Source organism: Fusibacter paucivorans (assembly GCF_018390735.1).
GTDB lineage: Bacteria > Bacillota > Clostridia > Peptostreptococcales > Acidaminobacteraceae > Fusibacter > Fusibacter paucivorans.
Genome location: NZ_JAHBCL010000034.1, coordinates 26,193 through 49,066 on the forward strand (window position 1 = coordinate 26,193; position 22,874 = coordinate 49,066).

The 22,874-nt window shown below is 41.0% G+C and carries 20 protein-coding genes and 1 riboswitch; of the genes, 7 read left to right on the forward strand and 13 right to left on the reverse strand.

Annotated features, from left to right (window positions below):
* Positions 1-15: 15 nt before the first annotated feature.
* The 6 genes from KHM83_RS16325 to KHM83_RS16350 all read right to left on the reverse strand — a co-directional run bounded on the left by KHM83_RS16325 (position 16) and on the right by KHM83_RS16350 (position 5,978).
* Positions 16-1,254, reverse strand: a complete 1,239-nt coding sequence (locus KHM83_RS16325; RefSeq protein WP_213238117.1) for a BMP family ABC transporter substrate-binding protein — start codon at positions 1,252-1,254, stop codon at positions 16-18.
* A 113-nt stretch (positions 1,255-1,367) separates the two neighbouring features.
* Positions 1,368-1,940, reverse strand: a complete 573-nt coding sequence (locus KHM83_RS16330) for a xanthine phosphoribosyltransferase (RefSeq protein ID WP_213238118.1) — start codon at positions 1,938-1,940, stop codon at positions 1,368-1,370.
* A gap of 156 nt (positions 1,941-2,096) precedes the next feature.
* Positions 2,097-2,199, reverse strand: a riboswitch (purine riboswitch).
* A gap of 82 nt (positions 2,200-2,281) precedes the next feature.
* Positions 2,282-2,926, reverse strand: a complete 645-nt coding sequence (locus KHM83_RS16335) for a DNA-3-methyladenine glycosylase I (protein ID WP_213238119.1) — start codon at positions 2,924-2,926, stop codon at positions 2,282-2,284.
* 120 nt (positions 2,927-3,046) lie between these two features.
* The gene (locus tag KHM83_RS16340) at positions 3,047-3,382 is read right to left on the reverse strand and encodes a DsrE family protein (protein WP_213238120.1); all 336 of its coding nucleotides are present in this window, start codon (positions 3,380-3,382) and stop codon (positions 3,047-3,049) included.
* A gap of 47 nt (positions 3,383-3,429) precedes the next feature.
* Positions 3,430-4,743, reverse strand: a complete 1,314-nt coding sequence (locus KHM83_RS16345; protein ID WP_213238121.1) for an ATP-binding protein — start codon at positions 4,741-4,743, stop codon at positions 3,430-3,432.
* A gap of 104 nt (positions 4,744-4,847) precedes the next feature.
* Entirely contained in the window at positions 4,848-5,978 is a 1,131-nt protein-coding gene (locus KHM83_RS16350) for an aldo/keto reductase (protein ID WP_213238122.1), read from the reverse strand.
* A gap of 319 nt (positions 5,979-6,297) precedes the next feature.
* Here KHM83_RS16350 and KHM83_RS16355 point away from each other — a divergent pair, with 319 nt between their 5' ends.
* Positions 6,298-6,729, forward strand: coding sequence for a MerR family transcriptional regulator (locus tag KHM83_RS16355; protein ID WP_213238123.1), 432 nt, complete (start codon positions 6,298-6,300; stop codon positions 6,727-6,729).
* Positions 6,730-6,896: 167 nt separating this feature from the next.
* Here KHM83_RS16355 and KHM83_RS16360 read toward each other — a convergent pair whose 3' ends face one another.
* The 3 genes from KHM83_RS16360 to KHM83_RS16370 form a co-directional block, all read right to left on the reverse strand.
* On the reverse strand, positions 6,897-8,843 hold the full coding sequence (locus tag KHM83_RS16360) for a WG repeat-containing protein (RefSeq protein WP_213238124.1): 1,947 nt from the start codon (positions 8,841-8,843) through the stop codon (positions 6,897-6,899).
* A gap of 252 nt (positions 8,844-9,095) precedes the next feature.
* Complete coding sequence (locus tag KHM83_RS16365; RefSeq protein ID WP_213238125.1) at positions 9,096-11,018, reverse strand: endonuclease MutS2; 1,923 nt, start codon at positions 11,016-11,018, stop codon at positions 9,096-9,098.
* Positions 11,019-11,574: 556 nt separating this feature from the next.
* Positions 11,575-11,919, reverse strand: coding sequence for a hypothetical protein (locus KHM83_RS16370; protein WP_213238126.1), 345 nt, complete (start codon positions 11,917-11,919; stop codon positions 11,575-11,577).
* Positions 11,920-12,285: 366 nt separating this feature from the next.
* Between KHM83_RS16370 and KHM83_RS16375 the strand changes: the two genes are divergently transcribed.
* The 3 genes from KHM83_RS16375 to KHM83_RS16385 all read left to right on the forward strand — a co-directional run bounded on the left by KHM83_RS16375 (position 12,286) and on the right by KHM83_RS16385 (position 16,578).
* Positions 12,286-13,266, forward strand: coding sequence for an apurinic/apyrimidinic endonuclease family protein (locus tag KHM83_RS16375; protein WP_213238127.1), 981 nt, complete (start codon positions 12,286-12,288; stop codon positions 13,264-13,266).
* 46 nt (positions 13,267-13,312) lie between these two features.
* Positions 13,313-14,215 (forward strand): TPR end-of-group domain-containing protein, encoded by a 903-nt coding sequence (locus KHM83_RS16380; protein WP_213238128.1) that lies wholly within the window; start codon positions 13,313-13,315, stop codon positions 14,213-14,215.
* Positions 14,216-14,457: 242 nt separating this feature from the next.
* Complete coding sequence (locus tag KHM83_RS16385) at positions 14,458-16,578, forward strand: methyl-accepting chemotaxis protein (protein WP_213238129.1); 2,121 nt, start codon at positions 14,458-14,460, stop codon at positions 16,576-16,578.
* A 201-nt stretch (positions 16,579-16,779) separates the two neighbouring features.
* Here KHM83_RS16385 and KHM83_RS16390 read toward each other — a convergent pair whose 3' ends face one another.
* The 3 genes from KHM83_RS16390 to KHM83_RS16400 all read right to left on the reverse strand — a co-directional run bounded on the left by KHM83_RS16390 (position 16,780) and on the right by KHM83_RS16400 (position 18,571).
* Positions 16,780-17,121 (reverse strand): GIY-YIG nuclease family protein, encoded by a 342-nt coding sequence (locus KHM83_RS16390; protein ID WP_213238130.1) that lies wholly within the window; start codon positions 17,119-17,121, stop codon positions 16,780-16,782.
* A 50-nt stretch (positions 17,122-17,171) separates the two neighbouring features.
* Positions 17,172-17,750 carry a TetR/AcrR family transcriptional regulator gene (locus KHM83_RS16395; protein WP_213238131.1) on the reverse strand — a complete coding sequence of 193 codons (579 nt, stop codon included), beginning with the start codon at positions 17,748-17,750 and terminating at the stop codon, positions 17,172-17,174.
* Between the two features lie 128 nt (positions 17,751-17,878).
* Complete coding sequence (locus KHM83_RS16400; protein ID WP_213238132.1) at positions 17,879-18,571, reverse strand: MBL fold metallo-hydrolase; 693 nt, start codon at positions 18,569-18,571, stop codon at positions 17,879-17,881.
* Positions 18,572-18,818: 247 nt separating this feature from the next.
* On the opposite strand from KHM83_RS16400, the gene KHM83_RS16405 reads away from it, so the two are divergent.
* Positions 18,819-19,379 carry a flavin reductase family protein gene (locus KHM83_RS16405; protein WP_213238133.1) on the forward strand — a complete coding sequence of 187 codons (561 nt, stop codon included), beginning with the start codon at positions 18,819-18,821 and terminating at the stop codon, positions 19,377-19,379.
* A 64-nt stretch (positions 19,380-19,443) separates the two neighbouring features.
* Entirely contained in the window at positions 19,444-19,680 is a 237-nt protein-coding gene (locus KHM83_RS16410; protein ID WP_213238134.1) for an ATP-binding protein, read from the forward strand.
* Positions 19,681-19,685: 5 nt separating this feature from the next.
* Here KHM83_RS16410 and KHM83_RS16415 read toward each other — a convergent pair whose 3' ends face one another.
* On the reverse strand, positions 19,686-21,791 hold the full coding sequence (locus KHM83_RS16415) for a CHAT domain-containing protein (protein WP_213238135.1): 2,106 nt from the start codon (positions 21,789-21,791) through the stop codon (positions 19,686-19,688).
* Between the two features lie 362 nt (positions 21,792-22,153).
* On the opposite strand from KHM83_RS16415, the gene KHM83_RS16420 reads away from it, so the two are divergent.
* A complete protein-coding gene (locus KHM83_RS16420; RefSeq protein WP_213238136.1) occupies positions 22,154-22,633 on the forward strand; it encodes a peptide deformylase in 480 nt (159 codons plus the stop codon).
* Positions 22,634-22,874 lie beyond the last annotated feature (241 nt).

A 22,874-nucleotide genomic window follows, 5' to 3' on the forward strand; every position in this document is an offset into this window, starting at 1 on the left:
AAGCAAAGCATTAAATTAGTTGAGTTCTGAAATCCCGTCAATTCTGAGATCGAATGCAGGTGCAGAGATTAATTCTGATTCATGGAAGTAACCATCAGATACATAGTCTGCATATTTTGCGAAATCAGCATTGTCTGCAATTAAGTCTTCGATTGAAGAACCGTTAACAGTAAAGGTGGTTGTATCAAATACTTTTAATGAACCATCTTTAATACCTGCTACAGCGGCATCGACTGCGTCAACAGTACCTTCGGCAATAACGGCATCATTCAATGGTGATAAACCAACGGCGCCGTCTACATAACCTTGGCACCAGTCTGTTGCAATTTCAGTGCCTTCCATTGCGTTAGTAGCAGCATATGTGTAGTAAGGTCCCCAGTTGATCGTTGCAGAAGTTAAAGCAGCATTCGGTGCAACGGAGATCATATCAACATTGTAGCCAACGACTGGTACGCCCGCTTCTTCACAAGCTGTAGGTGCGCCTGTTGTATCAGCATGTTGGCTGATGACGACAGCACCATTTGAAATAAGCTGTGTTGCGACTTCGTTTTCTGCGGACATATCTGCCCAGCTGTTCGTATATTGAACTTCCATTGTAACGGTTGGGCAAACGCTTTTTGCACCGAGGAAGAATGACGTATAGCCAGAAACAACCTCAGCATATGGATAGGCGCCTACGTAACCCATTTTTGCTTCGTCAGCAGTGATATCGCCATTTGTAATCATTTCATTGATTTTTAAACCAGCGACAATCCCTGAGACATATCTTGATTCATAAACAGCTGTAAAGTAGTTGTGCATATTTGGCAATCCAGACATAGCTGCTTGGAAACCAGTTGCATGTGCAAATTGAACGTCTGGGAATTCTTTAGCGGCTTGAATCATATAATCTTCATGGCCAAAACTATTTGCAAAGATGATGTCGCAGCCTTGTTCTGCTAAGTCAACCGCAGCATCAAAGCATGTTTCATCTTCACCAATATGCGATTTTTCAATCACTTGATCATCTGCAAGACCAAGTGCAGCTTTCATTTCTTTGATCCCATCCATGTGAGCTGCTGTGTAGCCTTCGTTTTCATCGCCAATGTAGATAACGCCAACTTTGAATAAATCTTCAGTAGCTGGTGTTTCTGTTGATGTTTCTGCTGGTGCTGATGAAGTATCCTCTCCTGTTGCGGCTGGTGTTTCTGCAGGTTTTGAACAACCGCTGAAAACCAGCATCATTGCTAGTAATAGACCTATTATTTTTTTCATTAGATCCTCCTCCTATTTTTTGTGAAACCCTCTTAATCCATGTTCATCACAATTTTATAACATAATGCCAAAAGGCATAATGCAACCACGTTAAAGCATTAGGACATTGCGGCTCATTTTCGAAAAATTACTTTGCCGTTTTCAAAGCCATCAATGATGGCGAGCGATTCGAGGTGGACACTGCGCTCACGCAAGAGCTTACCACCCTCCTGAAACCCTTTTTCAATGACGATGCCGATGCCTTCAACGGTTGCCCCAGCCTGTTCGACAATTGCCATTAGGCCAAGTGCGGCTTTACCATTGGCTAAAAAATCATCTAAGATGAGAATATGGTCATCTTCAGATAAATAGCGTTTGGACACTTGAATGTCATAATAAGCCTGCTTCGTAAAAGAATAGACCTCGGCAGTATACGTCTCAGCGTCGAGATTTCTCGACTTCGTCTTCTTGGCGAAGACGACAGGTACCTTGAAATATAATGCTGCAATAGCGGCAATGCCAATACCGGACGCTTCAACTGTTAAGATTTTTGTGATCTTATGTGTTTTGAAACGTTCATAAAAGGCTTCGCCCATTGCCTGAAAGAGTTCGATGTCCATTTGATGATTTAAAAAAGAATCAACTTTTAAAATTTCATCACCAACGACACGTCCTTCTTCCTCAATGCGTTTTTTGAGTAACTCCATTTACAACTCCCCACATCGTCAAAATAGTCAACGAATCTTGAAAAGACATGGCATCATTTCTTTCGTCATCCAGTCGCAATCAATGATCGTCATTTAGATTTTCTTTTTCAATTAAAGAAGGACCCTGCAATGCAGAGTCCTAGGCAGTCAAAAAATACAATGACTGTGAGAACTCGTAGCCTGTAGCTATTTAAGGTAGCTTGTAGAAACATTTGACCCATATTGTCAAATTTATACGAGACGCTATTTTGTTATTACGAACAATCTGTTCGCTTTCTTGTGTGTACGTTTGTATTTTAAACTACATATAGATTAAAATCAAGCAAATTATAAATTTTTTATTAAATCAGATGATTTATTGTCTGATAACAATGGCAGTCTGTCAGATGATCGTTAACCATGCCGACAGCTTGCATATAAGCATAGCAAATGGTAGAGCCAATAAATTTAAAACCGTGTTTTTTCAGCGCTTTACTCATTGCGTCGCTTTCAGGCGATGTGACGATGACATCTTCAGGTGACTTTAGCGAATTAACGATCGTCTTACCGCCTGTAAACTGCCAGATAAAAGCATCAAATGAGCCGAAACTTTCAACGATTTTGAGAAAAGCAACGGCATTGGTGCGAACAGAAAAAACTTTGAGTCGATTTCTGATAATGCGTTCGTCTTTTAGTTTTTCAGACAATTCCTCGTCGGTGTATGCAGCGTTGACAACAGGATCAAAATTGTCAAAGACAGTGCGATAGCCTTCTCTGCGCCTTAAAATAGTGATCCATGACAAGCCGGCTTGTGCACCTTCTAAAATGAGCATTTCGAAAAGTTTACGGTCGTCGTGAACAGGTCTTCCCCATTCTTCGTCATGGTATTGTATGTACAACGGATCATCGCCGCACCACCAGCATCTTGAAACTGAGGCGGTAGCTGCTGCATTTGATTCTTGTTTTTCAATAGTGGCCGAATATTCAGTCTTTTGCGATTTACGCATGAGCTCCCTCCGAATTTCTCTTTTTTTATAAATCAAAGCGGGATATAGATATTATATGTATTCTAATTATTAAGACAGAACAGGCACCTTGATGCCGGTGCCTGTTTTTGGGAATCTCTTTTAAATCGTGATGAGTTTGGCGTCGCTTTTTAAAACGTCTGTGAGCGGCACACCCCAGTAGATGACTTCTACGCCGAGCCCTTCAAGCATTTCTGTAACGCCGAGTTGATCGGCACAGGCTTTGCAGGCACTGACTTTAACGCCTGAACGAATGAGGGTCTTGATGGTTTCCTGCACTTTTTCATCTTCGGCAGTATACTTCGCTGTAGCGCCCCAGATGATGAGTGTGACATCTTCCCACCAGCCTTTGAGTTTACTGTTCAGTGTGTACATAAATACCATTTTCTCCGATGTAAGTGGATCAGCGTTGGTCCAAAGAACATAAAGTTGATTCATGTGGTCGTGCCTCCTTTTTGATCAGTGTGTGATGTGCATAGGTTTATTTATTCACCGCTACCGCTAATGCTCAGCAAATAAGTGACAAACTGCTGAGCGGTTCTGCCAGAAAAGCCGCTATGCTGTAATTCCCATTTGCGGGCTTCTGCGACCAGTGCTTCTTCTGACAGTGTGATTTGCGGATAACGCGCGGCAATGCCTTTAACGATTTCGAAGTACTTTTTCTGATCGGGTTTTGTAAAGCCGATGCTGATACCAAAACGCGCGACCAGTGACAGTTTTTCCTGTACAGTGTCAGAGTGATGCAGTTCTTCTTCGCGTGCGTCTGAACGATCTCCCCATGTTTCGCGGATGAGATGTCTGCGGTTAGATGTCGCATAGATCAGAACGTTGTCAGGTTTTGTCTCTACACCACCCTCGATGATGGCTTTTAAATACTTGTATTCAATTTCAAATTCTTCAAAAGATAAATCGTCCATATAAATAATGAACTTGTAATTTCGATTTTTAATCTGTGCGATGATTTTTGAAAGATCCTTAAACTGGTGTTTATATATTTCAATCATGCGCAGGCCATCTTCATAATACTCATTAATTAAGGCTTTAATTGAAGTTGATTTTCCAGTACCCGCATCGCCAAACAACAGGACGTTATTGGCTGGGCGTCCGGCGACAAAGGCCTCAGTGTTATCGGTAAGCTGTTTTTTCTGGAATTCATAGCCAATAATATCCTTCAGCATAACCGCTTCCGTATTGTTAATGGCCATAAAGGCAACATCGTTATCACTTGGTGCAATCCTGAAAGCTTTGTTGAGCCCTAGAATACCGACACCATAGTCTTTATAGAAAGTCGTGACAATGTTGTAAAACGTCTCAACATCTTTTGTTGCTGCCAGTTTTCGGCTGGCTTCCTTTACTTTGACACTGACATTTTTATTGTAAAGACGTTCTTTTTTTTCAATCGCCTGATAAGCGGTAATGACACTAAAGCAATCAATGTTCAAATCCTTTTCAATTTTAGAAAAATCGAAGTGAAACAATGACATAAAAATCTTGAAATCATGCTTGGCAAATGTATTGACGGAGCCAACATTGACACCGATCTTTTCACTGGTCAAGCTGAAAGAGTTTTCATGGCTGAGCAGCAGGAACGTCAAATAGTTCTGCCACAGGTTTTCATCAAAGCCATACTGTGTGGATAAATCCAGCAATGCTTTAATTTGACCGTAAATTCGATCTGTTAAATCCGAAGGGGTTGAACGTTTTTCATCATAGTCTTTAAATATTTCAGAAAGATGATGTAGAATGCTGTCAGGTTCATCATTTCTGTATAAAACGAGTTTTGCGATTTCACGATACATTGGTCTTGCGCTCCTTAGTTGAATTTGCTTTATTATATCACTTTCTTGAAGGATGAAAAATCTAAAAAAGCATTCTGGTGTCTACGCCAGCGCAAAAGTGATGATTATTCAAAAGTGGCCGCAACTTCTTTAAGGTGTTTAATAATTTCGATGTGTTGCGGACAGCTCTTCTCACATTTGCCGCAGGCGATGCAATCAGAGGCTTTTCCATTATTTTTGGCCATATTGGCATAGTAGAGGTTAAGAATTGAGAAACCTTCTTGCGGCCCCATTTTTCGAGAATTATAGAGTGCAAAGTAATTCGGGATTGGGATTTGCTGAGGGCAGTCATCAACACAATACTGACATGCTGTACATGGTACGGCAATGGTTTCGTTCATGATGGATACTGCCTGTTCCACAAGTGCTGTTTCTGTTTTATTCAATGGCTTAAAGTCATTCATAAAAGACATATTGTCTTTTAACTGATCCAAGTCACTCATGCCACTCAAGACCATTTTGACATTTTCAGGACTTGCTGCATAGCGAATGGCCCATGATGCAATGCTTTTATCAGGTGAAGCCGTCTTAAAGTGCTCCGAGACAACTTCTGGTACATTGGCGAGAATACCGCCTTTTACCGGTTCCATGACGACAACTGGCACGCCGTGTTTCACAGCAACTTCATAGCATTTTCTCGATTGAACACTTTCATTGTCCCAATCCAAATAATTGATCTGAAGCTGAACGAAGTCAAAAAACGGGTATGACGTCAGAATTTCATCCAAAAGCGGTGCTTGATCATGGTAAGAGAAGCCGATATACTTGGCGGTTCCCTCTGCTTTTTTCGCTTGAATAAACTGATAGGCATCAAGTTTTGATGCGATTTTACAGTTTTCGACATTCAAGTTGTGAAGCAGATAGTAATCAAAATAAGAAACGCCGCATTTTTCCAGCTGTTCATTAAAAATTCTCGGCATGTCTTCAGCTTCTTTTAATTGCATCGTCGGCAATTTTGACGCAACTGTAAAAGTATCACGCGGATGGCGTTCAACCAGTGACTTTCTCAAGAAGATTTCACTTTTAAAGCCGTGATACATATAAGCTGTGTCAAAATAGTTAAAACCTGCTGCTAGATACGCATCGACCATATCACAAAGCATTGTCATATCGACACTCTTTGGATCCTTCGCGTCTAAAAGCGGCAGGCGCATAAACCCAAAGCCCAGCTTTTTCTCATTGAATGTTGCTTTCATTATTTCATTTCCTCCTCGATTGACCGGCACGCCATTAGGGGATGGCGTGTTTACAGATGTTTATACTACTATCAACCATATCATTTAAAGTTAACTCTAAGTCAAGTCAATTGTGTAAAAATATCGTTAAAATTGACGATTATATGGTGTTTATGGTAAAATGAGCATCAAGTTAGAGTTGGCTCTAATATGGTGTGAAAAGGCTATAAACGCGATAGAGATTAATGCAAATAGATGAGAATTTGTATATTGAGAACTTGTATATTGTATAGACTATACGTTGTGTTATAGTGACTGTAATTTTGGGGAGGATTGCCGAATGACAGAGATAAAAAAATATTCGATTAGTGAAGCTGCTGAAAAAGTGCATCTAACCGCGCACACGCTGCGTTATTATGATAAAGAAGGACTGCTTCCCTTTGTCAATCGTACGGAGAATGGCATTCGATGTTTTTCAGAAAGCGACTTGGAAACACTGGAACTCATCAATTGTCTAAAGGCAACCGGGATGCCAATTAAGGATATAAAACGCTTTATGGACTGGTGTGTAGAGGGTGATACAAAGTTGGAAGAGCGATATCAACTCTTTTTAGAACGAAGGGAATCCGTCTTAAAACAGATTTCTGAACTGCTTGAAACACTAGAGAGAATTGAACACAAATGCTGGTACTATAAAACGGCTGTTGAAGCGGGAACGATTGATATTCATAAAAGTGACCGAATGAATCGCCTCAAACAGAAAAACGGCTAGCACAAAACGATTAAGCATAAGACGATTATGAATAGATGATTATAAAAAAGCGATGCCATTGAACATTAAACGTTCTTAGGCATCGCTTTTTAGAGATAGTGCTCTATGGCAGTATTTCAAAATGGTATCAATAAGTCTCAAAATGATATTTGATAGGGTATCTCTGGTTAAAATGTGTATAAATAGCACTTGTTATTTATCGTAACAGCATAACCAGTTTCGTTAAGCCATAGGATATCATCGTAGATTGGCAATGTTACAGATTGACCGTTTAATGCTTTAATCCCCCACTCGCTTCCCTCGTGGTAAGCGTAATGCTGCTCACTATAAACAAGCGTGTCAATATCGTCCGTATTGCCTGTGATCAGCGGTTCGAAGGAGTTGCGGGACAGGATGACAGTGACATCGCCTGTGTAGCCAATTATGCCGTTCAGTTCAGGAAACGCATCGACTGCATCGTATTGAAAAGTCGTTTGGAGACTGCCTGTGAGATCTGCAACGGCAATGGCACCATCCTGTTCGACTGCATAGCCGTAGATGTCGCCATCATATCGGATCAGGCTGACATCATCGTATTCACATGGCAAAATGATTTCACCCATTTGATTAATTAACCCATAATCCATACCATCTGAGACGATGGCATGCCCCTCACTGTCAAAGGCATTGCCGTAGGGAAAGTCTGTTTCAAGCACGATGTTGCCGTCATGGTCAATATACGTAACCATATCATAAGCATCTTTGATTGCCGGGGTCGTGACATTGCCGTCAAAAGGGACGAGATAATCATAGGATGCAGGGATGACTATTTCACCGCGGGCATTTAAAATGCCCGTCTTCATATTTTTTGTGAAGAGAATGTTTTCAGCTGTATTAGAACCGAATATCCTATCGGCATCAATGGGGACAGATGTTTGATCCACGAGTGAAATAGCCATGTAACCGACGCTGGTCAATACGATAGCGTGATCGCCATAGAGATTGATGACGTCATCATAGGTATTGCCGGTGACATTATGCGCATCGAAATCGAGGATTTCAAAGAAACCGTCAGCATTTTGTACGATGAGGTATTGTCCCGACTGTATAATTGACTGATAAGGCGTCGTAGATAGATAGCCGTCCCGATGAATAAAGCAAACATAATCGCTGACTTTATATAAGAGGATGTCGGGGCTTATACTGTAGATGAGTTCATACTGCGGATCATAATCGACATCGTACAAAGGATCATACAACCCCATATATGCACCGTCATTAATCGTGTAATAATCTGTACCAACTGAGATACTATCACATTGAAGCATTAGCTTTTCATCCCCGCTGCTGGATAGAATGCCCCACCATGTTCGAGATTCAATGATGAAATCACCATCAATGCCGGCAGTTATACTGTCATATAGCGGTTCCAGTATCCAATTCCCTACTTTGTCAATGGCCCCCCAGTATGCGCCGACGCGGACAGCGGCAGTTTTATCATTAAGCTGATGGAGTTCATCATAAACGCCTAAAGCATCGTCCGCAGGGCTGTGAATCGCTTCGAAGGCAGTTAAATTCTTGTATTGCCCATTAAAGGTACTTAAAGCAGCCAAAAACTGATCATAATCTGCTTCATTGATGAGATACGCTGAAGCTGTACCGAGTAGTTGACCGTAGGCATCTGAAAGTGTTTCAAGGAATGTCAATTCCTTTTCGTCAATCACTTTATCGCGTTTAAAGCCATCACTGATGATGGTATCATCCACAGTGAGTCCTTCATCCAGTATAAAGAGGATGTAGCGATGGGCTGTGTTAAAGCCGGAATAGAGATGCCGAACATCATTGAGATCTTTTGCAGGTATTGTTGATTTTGCAGTATCGACAAATGTATCCAGCTGACGTATGTCTTCAAGCAAGGTATCAAAGAGGATCAGTGTGCGGGCATCTTTTGTCTCGACAGCGGTTCTCAAATCGTTAAGCTGCATGTAAGTTGTTTTCAATGGAGTCTCAAAGGACTGTACGGAAGCAGTTCGCAGCGCTTGCAGTTTTTGATGTTCAGTCACTTGATAGATGATAAAGGCTGCAATCAGCATGACGATTACGAGCGGCATCAACCATTGCTTTATTTTTTTCATTTTAGTAACTCCTTTATCTACGTATGTAAGGTAATTGCACTTTAATAGCGATAAGTTGATCCTTCGTCACATTAGGCCAAATTCCCATCTTAACGAAAGCTATACAGATGGATGGTAAAAGGGCTAAACGAAAAGGATGCAATTACCCGATGTTGTTAAATGCTGTATTTCAACTTTATCTTAACATAGGAAAACGCCAATTCTTTCGAAATGGCGTTTTCTTAATATGCTTGTAAACGATTTGAAATGAAATTATTTTAATGCATTTAAACGTTCATTTAGTTCACTTAAATCTTTAAATCGTCCTTTTTTCATGTCTTTTTCAAGCTTGCGCGTTTTAAAATCTACAAAGAGCTGTGCCATGTCATAACCTTCTGGGTAGAGCATTTCAGCGCGCTGATGCAGCGTGACGCGTCGATCGCCAACATCGAGATACTGTCCGTCTTTAAAAACGGTGAGCACGTGTTGGGCTTCATCATGTGCATAGACTAGCCATTTCTCACTACTTTCGTTCAATATGACCAGATCACCTTGATGATAAACTTCTGCTTCTGAACGAGTAATCGGTTTTGGTACTCTAAGCGTGGCGACGCGGTCTTTCTTTTTACTGAACTGACTAATCTGTCTTGCCGCAACATGTTCATGTGTGCTGTTGATTTCGCGTGCGCGATCTAAAACCTTGTCAGGAAGTCCAAGCTCTTTTGATATCCAAAGGGCATTACTGTCGCCAGAAACGCCAATGAGCAGCTTATAAAGCGGTTTTAACGTCGTCCGGTCAAAATCCATGGAAGCATTCATAAAGCCCGGATGCAGTTCACTGTATTCTTTAATTTTGCTGTAGTGTGTTGATGAGAGCGTAATGGCGCCGCGATTATAGATGGTTTCCAAAATGGCGATTCCGAGCGCCGCCCCATCTTTAGGATCTGTTCCCGTCCCGATTTCATCGATGAGTATCAGTGTCCGGCGCGATGACCGCCTGATGATATCCACAAGAGACTGCATATGGCCTGAAAAAGTGGACAGTGATTGCTCAATACTCTGTGAATCGCCGATGTCTACCAGGACCTTATTAAAGAGTGAAATCTTGCTGCCCGCTGCTACGGGCGGCAAGATACCGCTTTGCGTCATGAGAACCATGAGACCAACCGTTTTAAGCGTTAGTGTCTTGCCGCCGGTATTAGGGCCGGTAATGATAAGTGATCGGTAATCATTGCCAACATTAACATCGAGCGGCACCGCTGTCTCACCAAGCATGGGATGACGTGCCTTTTTTAAGTGGATGATTTCATTGTCTGTAATGTCAATGGGATAGCCGCCAATGGCGATGGTGTACTTGCCTTTCGCCATAATGAAATCATATTTTCCGACGATTTGAATTGCGGCGACAATGGCATCGTGATGTTCGAGTATCGACTGTGTCAGACGTTTCAAGATTTGGTAGCATTCTTCTCGCTCCTGCGATTCCAGCATGATGATCTCAACCGTTAAATCTTTGATGGATTCAATCTCGATGTAGACCGTGGAGCCTGACGATGAGGCGCCGATGACTGTTCCTTCAACAAATTTTCTGGATGCAGCCTTGATGGGAATCACATATCGGCCATCACGCTGGCTGTAGTAGAGTTCTTGAATATGTTTGGCATTTCGGTCCGATGACAGAAACTTATTGAGTTTTTCAATACGGCTGCTGTGCAGGACGTTGATGCGCTGTCTCACCTTTTGCAGTGTATGACTGGCGCGTGAATGCACAATGCTGCCATCGATGCAGTACTCGATGTCAGCCTCAACACTTTTAAAGCTTTCAAGTCCCAATGCGTAGCTGTAAAGAAGCGGCGCCGTGTACTGGTATTTTTCAAGCGACTTCTTAAGATTGCGAATACAGCGCATAAAGTCAGCGACTTTTAAGAGTTCTTCAGGCTGAAGGACAACGCCTTTATCAGCTTTTTGGACAAACGGTGTAATATCGTTAATGCCGCCAAGACTCAGTCCCGTTCCCTCTTCTAAAATGGCCTTGGCTTCTTTGGCTTCATCGTATAACTTGAGTACCACAGCGGGTTCAGTCTGCGGCATCATGTTGTCAACAAGTGTTTTGCCGAGTTGACTGGATGTGTAGCGTTTTATTGCGGTTTTAATATCGTTGTACCCTAAGGTGTCCAATGTTTTTTGATCGATCATTTTTGCCTCCAAATTAGCAGATCATTGATTTAAAGGAATTGCTTCACGGCATTTTCCTCATTTGTTTTATCGTGATAATGGTATTTGGATTGCCGATTCAGCTGAGCTGAAATTTCAAATGATTTTTTGCATAGAGCATCAATTGACTATGATCATTTTTTATGATCAAACATTAAAAGTCAAAGATCAAAAATCAAAAGTCAAAAGTCAATCATATGACTCGATCTATTTTTGAATATAAAAAAATCGTGATTCACGGCGAATCACGATTCAAAATCAAAATAAAGTCTTCTGGAATGAAGTGTTACGGTGGTCTTCATTCAATAGAAGTCAAAGCATTTGAATAGTTGTTCGGCAATCAAATAGATTGATTGATGCGTACACAAACAAAGCTTTATCATAAGACAAAACAATTTCTACGATCAATCGGTTAAATTACTATTTGTTACTGAACGACACTCATCAAAACTCCATTTCCCTGTATACAGATTAAAATGCGTATACATTACTTATTCTTAGTCGTATATTTCAATTATAAGTTAGCATATCCCCGTGCTCATGTCAATAAATAATACAAAATCATCATGATGACGTTGATGCTGAGCATTACGATGAAAGAGAGATTGTAGGTATCACTGCGTCTGTATGTTCGCCGCGATTCGCCATAGCGAATTTCGTTGAAACTGTTGGCAGCACCACTATAGCGATCTTGATCGGATAGCCCAAGCATACTGAGTGGTGATGCACCTCCCTGTACCCATCTAAATACAACGAGTGCTGCGAAGATAAATACCCAAACGAAAAGGAACATTTCTAGATTTTCAGGATCATAATGCCAATAGCTGATGCCCTCAATTGCACCAAAGATAAGAAGACCCTTGAGTGTTTTAAAGCGTTTCATGTCAAATCCCCCTTTAATGTCAAAATAAACAATTCATCCACAATTAGCATATCAACATCATGATGAATGTGTCAACAGACAAAAAAAGGTCAATGATTAAAACAGTGATAATAATTTTCATTTAAAATGAATCGATTAGCCATACAATATCAATAAAATGTGTTAAAATGTTATCAATATTTATCTTGGTTTAAGCAAATCCATCTGAATTAGCGCGATTTTTTAATGCTCTGAACTGATAATTATTTGTCAATATCCTGAGTGATAAGGCCTAAATATTATCAATACAGCGGCAGTTATTCCCCTATTCTGGAAGCATTCCTATGTTATGATAGAAATAAGATTGACAAAGGAGAAAGACAGAAGATGAAGATAACGACCAATATAACCAATACGATTTGCGACCTCGAACGTTTTGCTGATGAAAGAGATGTCAGACAATTTTGCAGCACTTATCAATTAGACGGTTTTGAACTCTTGCCCTATGGCGAAAATACGTTGGGTGTCGTGCCGCCAGATTTGCTGGTAGGTATTCATCTGGCTTTCGATAATTGCTGGGTGGACTTCTGGCATGGCAATGAAGCCGGCGTCTTCTCTGAATATGACAACTGGGAAACGGCAAAACAAGTGCTTGGCGAAGATCAGGATGCAATGATTAAGCGCTATAAAGCGCAACTTGATTTTGCAGAGCATATGAACGCCGCATATGTGGTGTTTCATGCGACGGATATCTCGACGACAGAAACGTTGACCTACAAGTTTGACCACTCAGATCGAGCCGTTGTCGATACGTGCTTGGCGCTGATTAATGCAATCTTGGCGGATGGGGATTACAGTTTTTACTTTCTCGTTGAGAATCTATGGTGGGCAGGTTTTAATTTAAAGGATGCTTCCCTCACTGCATATTTAATGGATGGTATTCAATATGCTAAAAAAGGCATTATGCTGGATACGGGTCATTTGATGCACACAAATTTAGAAATTACATCTCAGGCTGAGGGACTGGCTTATATCAATGCGGTTTTAGATGCACATGGTTCTCTGTGTCAATATATTAAAGGCATTCACCTACAACAGAGTCTGACCGGAAACTATGTAAAATCGCTGATTGCAAATCCGCCGACAATCACAGGCACATATGTTGAGCGAATGATGCAGGTGTACCCATATGTCTTTAAGATGGATGAACATGAGCCCTTCACCGTAAAAGGCGTCAAAGCGCTTATTGACCGCCTTTCACCCGAATTCTTAACATATGAATTTATTACAAGAAGTCGTGAAGAGCATGAAAATTATTTAAACAGTCAAATAGAGGCATTGGCTTTGGAGAATGGCAATATTCCATGAATACGCCAATAATGCCTTCGCATGCCAACCGTAATGGGAGGAAAAAATGATAGAAGAACAATTATTAGATAGAACACTAATGATATTAGAAGAACAGGGCGCTGCAAAAGCATATCGCTATTTACTTTCCAATTTGCATTTGCTGAATGATGCGTCCAGCCAAGTTTATAATTTTTTGTATTGTTTGGCAGCAGTTACTGATAAAAAAGAAGCTGCGATCAACTGGATGACAGAAGCCATTGATGTCAAAAAAATGTGGTATCGTCCGGAAGTATTTGAGGATGAGGACTTAGACAGTATTCGGGATGATGAACGCTTCAAGCGTCTTGAAGCAACTGCTTATGAACGCTATCTAAGTACGAAAGCAGAGGCTGCTCCCCTATTCACACGAAAAGAAACGAAAGCTGATAAATTGATGGTTGTATTACACGGCAATCAGCAGAATAATGCCATTAGCCAATACTATTGGTCCGATGTCGCGACAAAGCATTATCAAATAGAATATTTCCAGTCTCCAACACCTGATTCCTACCAGCTCTTTCGATGGGAAGATGATGATGAAAGTCCTAAGCAGTTGGCTGATGCAATGAAGTCTATTCAAAAGGATACCTATCAGTCCATTGTGTTCGGCGGGTTTTCAGCAGGCTGCAATACGCTTTTAAGGTGTTTAGCAGAAACGGATACAACCTGTGATCAATTGATTTTACAATCGCCTTGGATACCCGTCATTGATCGTGACCTCGAAAAGATCATCAAAGCATTACAGCAGAAAAATGTCAAACTCTTAGTGAGTTGCGGTAAAGATGATGCCGACTGCTATCCACAGTGTTTGAAATTTGAAAAGGCAGCTAAGCGCATTGGCTACCATTATGAAAAACGCTATTTTGAAGCATTGGGACATGTCTATCCTGATTCATTTAAAGATATTATACAGGCATTTTTACTTTGATAAAAAGTAAACTTCTACGAAACTGCATAAACGGATGGTGTTCTGCCAGTATCACAGTAACAGTGAGATTGGCAGTGAACAGCATCTTTTTTATTGTGGTAAAATAGTGTGCCCTTTTCCCGAAAGAGTTGCGATGACACTAATTGGTAGAATATGTTTATTGTGAATTGTCAGATTTTTTTGTCGTATATGCTCAGCCTTGGGGTATCAGATTAGTATATTCTACGAAGGAGGCTGGGGAAATGGCAAGAAAGAATAATGGGCAGAAAAAAGAAATTAAATGGCATATTTCGACAAAAATTATTATCGCAATTATTGTAACCAGTTTAGTTGCTCAAGTCGTAACACTAGGGGCTGTAACCTTTATTGTGAACGAAAATGTCGGCAATCAGGCAACGATGCTGGGACAAAATCAAATTTTGGCTAACAGTTCAAAAATCGATCAGTCGTTCTTGGAAATCGAGACACTGGCAAAGGCGATCAGTGCAGAAGTTGCCATTGATGTCGATATCAATGCTTCCAAAGCGGATATACAAGTCTTGCGTGATCTCTGCGATACCTATGAAGTGAAACTTGCAGAAATGGGTAAAAGCACAATGATTACGAACTCCATTTATATTTATTTTAACAGTGCGCTGTTTGGCGATGTCGCCGATTGCTGGGTCTATGGCGATGATTTCAAACGGCAGCCAATGATTGATCTAGACTACTACAACGAACCGCATGAATGGTTTGATCTTCCTGTTAAAGATGGCAAGACAATGTGGACCTTCCCTTACATGGGCACTACGGAAACGACAAAAGGTCAATTGATTACATCATTTGTTACACCGATTATTAAAAACGGCGTGACTGTGGGAATGGTCGGCATGGATTTGAATTTGAAGGATGTTCAAGAGAGCTTAAATCAAATTCAATTATATGATACAGGCTATTTATATATGATTGACAGTAATGGTGACGTTATCACTCACCCGACGATTCAATGGGAAGATTCTGATGGCGATGGGATGAATGATACAAAAGTCAACATTAAATCAACCGGTGACTACCAGTTCCTCATTGATGAATTTAATAATAATCAGGATGGCTTTACGTCTTATACACGATTTGACGGCAAAGAAGTATTTTCAGCTTATGATCATTTAAGTAATGGATGGATTGTGGCTGCCAGTGTTCCGCGAGACGAAGTCATGCGCGTGATACAGGATCTCTTTAATATCATGCTGACAATTACCATTGCGATTATTATCATCGCTGCGATATTGGCATTCTTCGTCGGTAAATCCATTAGCAACCCAATTATTAAAGTCGTTGAGGCTACCAGTAAGATCAAAGAGGGCGATTTTACGATCCAAGTGGGAACGAAGTCGAGCGACGAAACGAAACTTTTAGCCAATGCGATTAACGATATGACGAATAATATTAGATCCCTTGTTGGCGAATCGCAAAAGGTTTCGTCCGAAATGGTCGAATCTGCGGCAACTTTGGCTGCTATGTCAGAGGAAACGACTGCAACCGTCGATCAAGTGGCATCAGCCATAGACGATATTTCAAAAGGTTCCCAAAACACAGCGGAAGAAGCTGAAAAGAGTACGGTTATTGTAAACGTTATTGATGAAAAGTTCGATTTCCTCATGAAAAACAGCGAAATGATGCAACAGTATGCAGAACATGCGATAGAATCTAATAAAATGGGCTCGAAAACATTGGCAACGCTGAAAGAAAAATCAGAAATCGGCAAAATGTCGAATGAAAAGATCGCTACGGCGGTTATTAACCTCGATAAAAAGACCAATGATATTACCGATATTATTGCGACGATTACTTCAATTGCCAGCCAGACAAACCTATTGGCGCTGAATGCCTCTATTGAAGCTGCCAGAGCCGGTGAAGCCGGCAGAGGTTTTGCCGTCGTCGCTGATGAAATCAGAAAATTAGCGGAAAATTCAAGTATGGCGGCAGACGAAATTCAGTCCATTATCAACAGCATCCAAATTGACTCGCGTCAAACGGTTCTCGTTATGGATGAAGTCAAGAAGATCAATGATGAGCAATCCGAAGCGGTTGAAGATGTCAGCACGTCATTTACCAAAATATTCGAATCCGTTGAGAGCATTACCAAAGAGTTTGATAAAGTGACTTCGGAACTCAATGAATTGAACCGTTCGAAAAATGACATCGTCATGGTTACCAATAATATTTCAGCTGTTTCAGAAGAGACTGCGGCAGCAACCGAAGAAGTCAATGCTTCCATGTCAGAACAAAGCAAGGCCATAGAAGAAGTTGCGAAAAACGCTGAGAAACTCAACGAACTTTCGAGACTTCTAAGCGATCACATCAAAGTGTTCAAAATTAAGTAGTTAAATTCAATTAACCGTAGAACTCGAAGAATTGCTCGACATGTTAAAATAGGTATGTCCTTTTCCCAAGATGATAGATCAGTATAAAAAGACAGAACCACCCTTTTGTAGGGTGGTTCATTTTTTAAGTACTTATAATATTTAGTCAATAAATCAACAAAAACCTTATATGCACAAGTGCATTTAACAAGTGGTTAGAATTCAGCTACTGAAACCTGGCGATGACGATAATTTTTCAGGCCAGAGTTCGAGCAGTACTTTTAGATCCTCACGATATTCAATATCTGTTTGTGTCTCCTTTTTTTCTAAAGTTTCCAAAATTTCAAATGAAAAAGATTCTGCACCATACGTTTGCCAGGCCTGTTTCATGACGGGTTCAGGGTGATTATTCGTTTTGACGAAAAACTGAAATCGATTTTGCGCCTTATCCAGTTCTTTAGCGGATCTAAGCCAAAACATGTCGTTGCCATTGCAATTAAGGCGATAAATACCGCCAATAATGTCACGTGCTTTATAATTTTCTTTTAGCGTCTTCTTCATCATACGCTACACTTCCCTTCCTGCAACAAGATTTCTATTATGAATAATAAAATCTACTCAAAACGGTTTACCATATTACTCAGCAATGCCATTTGTTTTGACAGCATTTCATCAGAAATATCGAGTATTGTTGAAGATGTTTTTAAGCTGTCCATGAAGTAAATCATATGAACAGCAACTGCTTCATGATCAAAGTCTTTAAAAGCACCAGTTTTCTGACCGTATTCAAAAATCATCAATAGTATCCTGATGCCGTCATGAACGCGCTGATTCATCTTAAACCTTTGATCGGGTTCTGCAAAGGCAAATTCATGAATGGCAAAATAGAGCCCACTTTGCGGGCTGCGGATGTTTTCAATTTCCTGCTTAAAATACGCTTTAAGAATTGTATCGGCATCTGTCTCTTCCTGAATGCATGCTGTCACAATTTCGAGATTCTTTTCAAAATCCATATCCAGCATGCTGATAAAAACTTCTTTTGTTGACGCAAAGTATCGGTATACGCCGCCCCGACTCATGTGACAGCGTTCACAGATATCTTTCATCGTAACGGCAACATACCCCTTCTCTGCGAAAAGTGAAGTCGCCGCCTCAACAATGCGTATTTTAGTCTGATTACCTTTGGAAACCATTATAAGCTCCTTTTCAAAAAAAACGACACATGTGTCGTGAATTATTATACGACATGTGTGTCGCTTTTGTCAATCGTCAATTGAGAAAGCCAGAACAATATTTTTTTAATCGTGTCATTCCTTTTTCATTAAAGTGCAAAGAACGAGACGCCCGCTGCATCATAACGAGAAACTTTGTGATCGAATCGCGCTTCCGGCACACCTTTTAATTGACCGGCCAGCATCATTTCAGCTCCCTTTTGTACCGCATCAATGGTTGACACCGGGTTTTCAAGATCAAAATGGCAAGCGTAGATCACATCAATATTATCTGTATAGCGTTTGAGCTTTTTCATACTCGCAATCAAAGCGTTAAAATTGCGGCCTTTGCCAAACATAAAAATCGGTCCTTTTTGGACGGTATCGCCGCCGATTAAGAATCGTTTGCCGCTTTCAAGCAAAGCAATGCTGCCCGGTGTATGCCCAGGCAAATGGATAACTTCCAAATGATAATCACCGATTTCAATGACATCGCCTTCCCAAACGGCTTCCATGTCAACAGGGTTTTCTGCACTGTTTTCATAATAGTCGAGTTCACCGGGATACATATAACGCGTTTCAAAATCGGCCGCATCCCCCACATGATCTCGATCAGCATGTGTGAAAAGTACCTTAATCGGTAAATCGGCAATTTTTTTGACTTGTTCTTTTAATGCGCTGCCGCCGATTCCGAGATCAATTAAGAGCATTTCGGCTTCGCCAACAAATAAAAAGCTGCGTACCATGCCCATTTCGATACTGTAAAAATTAGGCCTAATCTCGTGAAATTTGTATTGATCCATTATTAATGCCTCCTACGATTTAAGTTATTTGGGTTTTGTGTGTCAAATCATTCAGGGTTGCTTAGGTCTTTGTCAAAAGCCATGAGATTGATTTTGCGAGAATCGTTCATCTCATGAAGAGCCTGCAATAACAGTATTTTGAATGCGGCTTCATTGTCAAATGATTGACAATGTTTGTACATCGGCGTATGATATAACATATTCCCCGACGTACATATGTATTGGAAATTTTATAAGGAGGCACGGTATGCGTCATCATTCTATCCAACCACAACGAGGCTTTTTTCCTCAACCCGTTTACCTCATCGGAACTTATAAAGACAATGGCGAGCCTAATTTTGCACTGATTACTTGGGTGACATTCTGTTCGGTAGAACCGCCAATGCTCATGTTTGCCTCCAGAGGCAAAAAACTGACGCGTGAACTTGTTGAAAAGCATAAAATGTTTTCTGCAAATCTGGTGACATCCGATATGATGCCGGTTGCCGATTATTTTGGTACCCAATCAGGCTATCATCAAAATAAATGTGAAGCGATCCATGTAGATACTTTCCAAGGAAGCAGTCTGGCGGTACCGATTTTAAAGGATTCACCTTGGGTTTATGAATGTGCATTAGTCGATGTCATCGAAAAGGAAAACAGCAGTATCTATATTGGTGAAGTCAAAAATATACTTGTCGATGAAACCATTGAAGATGTCGGATACGGAAAAATTGATATGTATGATCTTGATCCGCTCATCTACGCCCCTGGAAAATATTATAACATTTCAGAGAGCATCGGCAATGTGGGCTTTTCCAAAAAATAGTTTTTAAACGGCAACAAGGCTTGTTGAAGCCAATAAATTTATAAATGCTTAGGGGAGAATGCTTATGTCAAAGAAATGGTATCCTACAATCAACTATGAAACGTGTATTGAATGCGGTGCATGTGTCGGCAAATGTACGCATAGTGTTTATGCTAAAGAAACGCAAACGCCAAAAGTTATATTTCCGGAAGGCTGCATTGACGGTTGTCACGGCTGTCAAAATCTCTGTCCGACGCAATCAATACAGTATGTGGGCGATACTGGTCAAAGCGCGGGGTGCAGCTGTAATTGCAATTGCTGATAATATCAGATGGGATCATCCTCTATGGCAAACTGTTCCATCACGGCATTTCTCAGAAAAATATTTTCAGGCATGCCAATGAACTGATAGAATACGGATTCCGGAAAGTAACCATGTGTATGAATATAGGCGTCATAATAAGCTCCGAGGCCATCACGGTATGCGATTTCACGTAAGATGGTCTCGGTGTCTTCATAGGCATGTGACGGACGCAGTCTGCCAACAGAATATTTGTTTTTAAAATCCGCTTGCGGGAAAGAACCGTCTTCCCTTAGTGTATTTGCCCATATTTCAAGTTTAGAATACTTCAATGATGATGAAGCAATGATTTCGTGGATTGGATTCGTACCGACGACATCGCTCCAAATTTGATCAAGCGTGCGCATGTGACTCCAGCCCCTTCGCACTTCAAAGATAATCGTGAACAATCGTGCGATTAGGGTTGCATTTCGACGTACATTGACCGGTATAAAGGTACCGAGTACCGCTTTTGCCCCTGCCCTTACAAAGAGATCGCCGACGGTAACGACACCGTGCCCTCTTGGCATGACGTGACAGGCGCTCAGCAGAACCACTGGTGGCACTTCGATATCATTGTCATCTGCCATCCAAATTTGATCGCCAATGACCAGTCCAGCCATATTGTGCTCAACATGGTATGTACCATGCGCCGAAACCAGCAATATATCAGCGTCTGTATGCTCTTTCAGCATTTGCTTAAACTGGTTCACAGAACTGATTTCTTCTATGACCAAGCTGACATCTGCTTCGTTTTTTGTTAATTCAACGAGCGTTTGACTTAAGGCGTCACAGGTGCTTCTTATGTTATCGTCTCGCTCAACACATTCTGCAATGACAATTTTTAATTGTTTGCCTAAATAGATCTGAGGGGGTTTCAACATTTCATATTGTAAGGCCTTGGTGAGTGGTGTCAGCGGCCGATACGAAATGGGCTTGATACAGCATAACGGCGAGGTACACCCCGGTAAAATAGCCAGTCCAATTGGAAAATCAGAAAAAACGGTAAGCTGAGAAACGTTGTGGATGATATCAATATCATGAGATTCCAGCTTCTGTGATAATAACTTCCCTATTTTTTTCAATATGCGCCAAACATAGGCGTTATTTATTTTTCGCACGTCTTTGCAATGTGATTCTAGGTCAGCCAGTGCGGTAAAGAGCTCCTGAGAAATGCTGCCCATTTCGATATACAGTGCATTTTTAGCAGCGGCGCGATGTGTGCCTAAGATTTGTATAACTTCCTTCTCTACTTTTGGCAGCTGCTGCATTCGCTTTAAATTTTTTTTCTGATGTTTCATAATGCCGGGAAGCGTAATAACCAGTGGGACACCATTAAAATTGGGATTTTCAATTAAATCCTTTTCTGTGCGCGCTTTAAATTGCGGGTCATTCTCTGCCATTTTGCGATAGACTGTTAACAGTCTTTGACGCATGCCCATTACATAACGGTTGTGATGCCCTTTTGTATTTAAGGCACTGACTTCATCAATGAGCTGCTTTGAATAACCAAACTGATTGGCCAATGGGATGAGCGGCAGTATTTTCCGTTCGTCCCACTCAGTAAGCTTGAAGGAAGGATCAATGACGCATGGAACGGCATTTTCATAGTTTTCGACGATTCTGTCTTTAAGCTGCTGCCAGTGTTGCTGCATCAATGCCGTCGAGAGTTCTGATACCTTAACAATGCCCAATACTGATGATGCCAATGTTTTATCTTGGATAACGGCATCGTAAATGGCGTCTGCACAAATGATCAGAGTGGGATTGACAATACCGCGATTCAGTTCTTGCTGTATTAAAGGTTCACTGACCGTATAAGGATATGGGATGATATTGTGCGGTTCATCATGTGCGTGCAGCACAAGCTCAATGTCATTGTCGATCACATCAAAACCCATTCTCGGCAAGTGCAGGATATACCAAAACGCAGGCAAAATAGGATTAAGCGTCTCATCCCAAACATGCATGGTTTGAGAAGCGTCATAAGCATTTGCAGAGACGATTGCCTGATAATCCACATCAATGCCTTCCTGCTCGAATAGGACGTAATAATTGAAAACGATTAATTGATAGAGTGCTGCTTCGTCCATTATGTATACCCCTTAATTTTATGATTTTTACGATTCGATATAGTGGCGTTAAAATGATGACATGATTATTTACATGATCTGTTTTTAGGCCAAAGATTGGCATTGTCTGATTCTCAAAAATTGTTCTGCAAATAATTTTACCATTGATACCATACAAGATCAATTTTATACTAGAATCAAAGACGTACACCAATTTTAATAAAAATGGTGTGGCTATTTTCAACATGCGTTATGACTATTTCACGATGTCATGCCGTCTGGCAACGATACTCGTATGAATAAGAAAGGATTATCATATAATTGATTCATCCTTCATTAAGGTTAGTTTATTGATCACCGTATGTGCTAAAAGGAGGCAGTACATGGAACAATCTATTCTGTTATTGGGCGATCCCAGACTTTATGAAATCAGTGAACCCGTGGTGCAAAGTGAAGTGACACAATTAAAGCCCGTCATTCAGGATTTGCATGATACACTGATGGCATACAGGAAGAAGCACCATGCCGGCAGAGCCATTGCCGCACCGCAGATAGGGGTTCAAAAACGGGTGCTCTATATGCATATTGAACACCCAACCGTGTTAATCAATCCGGTTATTACCTTTATTGGCGATAAAGAGATGACAGTACTCGACGACTGCATGTCCTTCCCCAATTTGCTCGTTAAGGTAAAGAGACACTATAAAATCAAAATTGCATTTCGAGATATGATGTGGCAGGAACAGACTTTGACGCTGGAAGGCGACTTATCAGAGCTACTGCAGCATGAATACGATCATTTAGACGGTATTCTCGCAACCATGCGTGCAATCGACAATCGTTCCTTTTATATTAAAGAATGATGTGAATACGGTGAATCAGCGCTAAAGATGGTCGGATCATCAAATAGGACATCAAACAAGACATCAAAACAAGATATCAAACAAGACGCGTGACAAATAGCAGGTCGCGCGTCTTTCTTATGGTGTGCCCGGTATGGGCGTAATCTAACGGGTGAGAGTCCCTAACACACCCTGGTAGTGGGAAGTGTATAGCTTAAGGCAAGGGTGTCCTTGGCGACGAGGAATCTGAAGAAAGCCGGCG

Excerpts from the sequence above, each read along its gene's own strand:
- KHM83_RS16375 (WP_213238127.1), top strand. The coding sequence starts at position 12,286 with ATGAAGATAACGACCAATATAACCAATACGATTTGCGACCTCGAACGT.
- KHM83_RS16335 (WP_213238119.1), bottom strand. The coding sequence starts at position 2,926 with ATGCGTAAATCGCAAAAGACTGAATATTCGGCCACTATTGAAAAACAA.
- KHM83_RS16330 (WP_213238118.1), bottom strand. The coding sequence starts at position 1,940 with ATGGAGTTACTCAAAAAACGCATTGAGGAAGAAGGACGTGTCGTTGGT.
- KHM83_RS16355 (WP_213238123.1), top strand. The coding sequence starts at position 6,298 with ATGACAGAGATAAAAAAATATTCGATTAGTGAAGCTGCTGAAAAAGTG.
- KHM83_RS16325 (WP_213238117.1), bottom strand. The coding sequence starts at position 1,254 with ATGAAAAAAATAATAGGTCTATTACTAGCAATGATGCTGGTTTTCAGC.
- KHM83_RS16390 (WP_213238130.1), bottom strand. The coding sequence starts at position 17,121 with ATGATGAAGAAGACGCTAAAAGAAAATTATAAAGCACGTGACATTATT.
- KHM83_RS16400 (WP_213238132.1), bottom strand. The coding sequence starts at position 18,571 with ATGGATCAATACAAATTTCACGAGATTAGGCCTAATTTTTACAGTATC.
- KHM83_RS16340 (WP_213238120.1), bottom strand. The coding sequence starts at position 3,382 with ATGAATCAACTTTATGTTCTTTGGACCAACGCTGATCCACTTACATCG.
- KHM83_RS16395 (WP_213238131.1), bottom strand. The coding sequence starts at position 17,750 with ATGGTTTCCAAAGGTAATCAGACTAAAATACGCATTGTTGAGGCGGCG.
- KHM83_RS16370 (WP_213238126.1), bottom strand. The coding sequence starts at position 11,919 with ATGAAACGCTTTAAAACACTCAAGGGTCTTCTTATCTTTGGTGCAATT.
- KHM83_RS16360 (WP_213238124.1), bottom strand. The coding sequence starts at position 8,843 with ATGAAAAAAATAAAGCAATGGTTGATGCCGCTCGTAATCGTCATGCTG.
- KHM83_RS16385 (WP_213238129.1), top strand. The coding sequence starts at position 14,458 with ATGGCAAGAAAGAATAATGGGCAGAAAAAAGAAATTAAATGGCATATT.
- KHM83_RS16415 (WP_213238135.1), bottom strand. The coding sequence starts at position 21,791 with ATGGACGAAGCAGCACTCTATCAATTAATCGTTTTCAATTATTACGTC.
- KHM83_RS16410 (WP_213238134.1), top strand. The coding sequence starts at position 19,444 with ATGTCAAAGAAATGGTATCCTACAATCAACTATGAAACGTGTATTGAA.
- KHM83_RS16405 (WP_213238133.1), top strand. The coding sequence starts at position 18,819 with ATGCGTCATCATTCTATCCAACCACAACGAGGCTTTTTTCCTCAACCC.
- KHM83_RS16365 (WP_213238125.1), bottom strand. The coding sequence starts at position 11,018 with ATGATCGATCAAAAAACATTGGACACCTTAGGGTACAACGATATTAAA.
- KHM83_RS16380 (WP_213238128.1), top strand. The coding sequence starts at position 13,313 with ATGATAGAAGAACAATTATTAGATAGAACACTAATGATATTAGAAGAA.
- KHM83_RS16350 (WP_213238122.1), bottom strand. The coding sequence starts at position 5,978 with ATGAAAGCAACATTCAATGAGAAAAAGCTGGGCTTTGGGTTTATGCGC.
- KHM83_RS16420 (WP_213238136.1), top strand. The coding sequence starts at position 22,154 with ATGGAACAATCTATTCTGTTATTGGGCGATCCCAGACTTTATGAAATC.
- KHM83_RS16345 (WP_213238121.1), bottom strand. The coding sequence starts at position 4,743 with ATGTATCGTGAAATCGCAAAACTCGTTTTATACAGAAATGATGAACCT.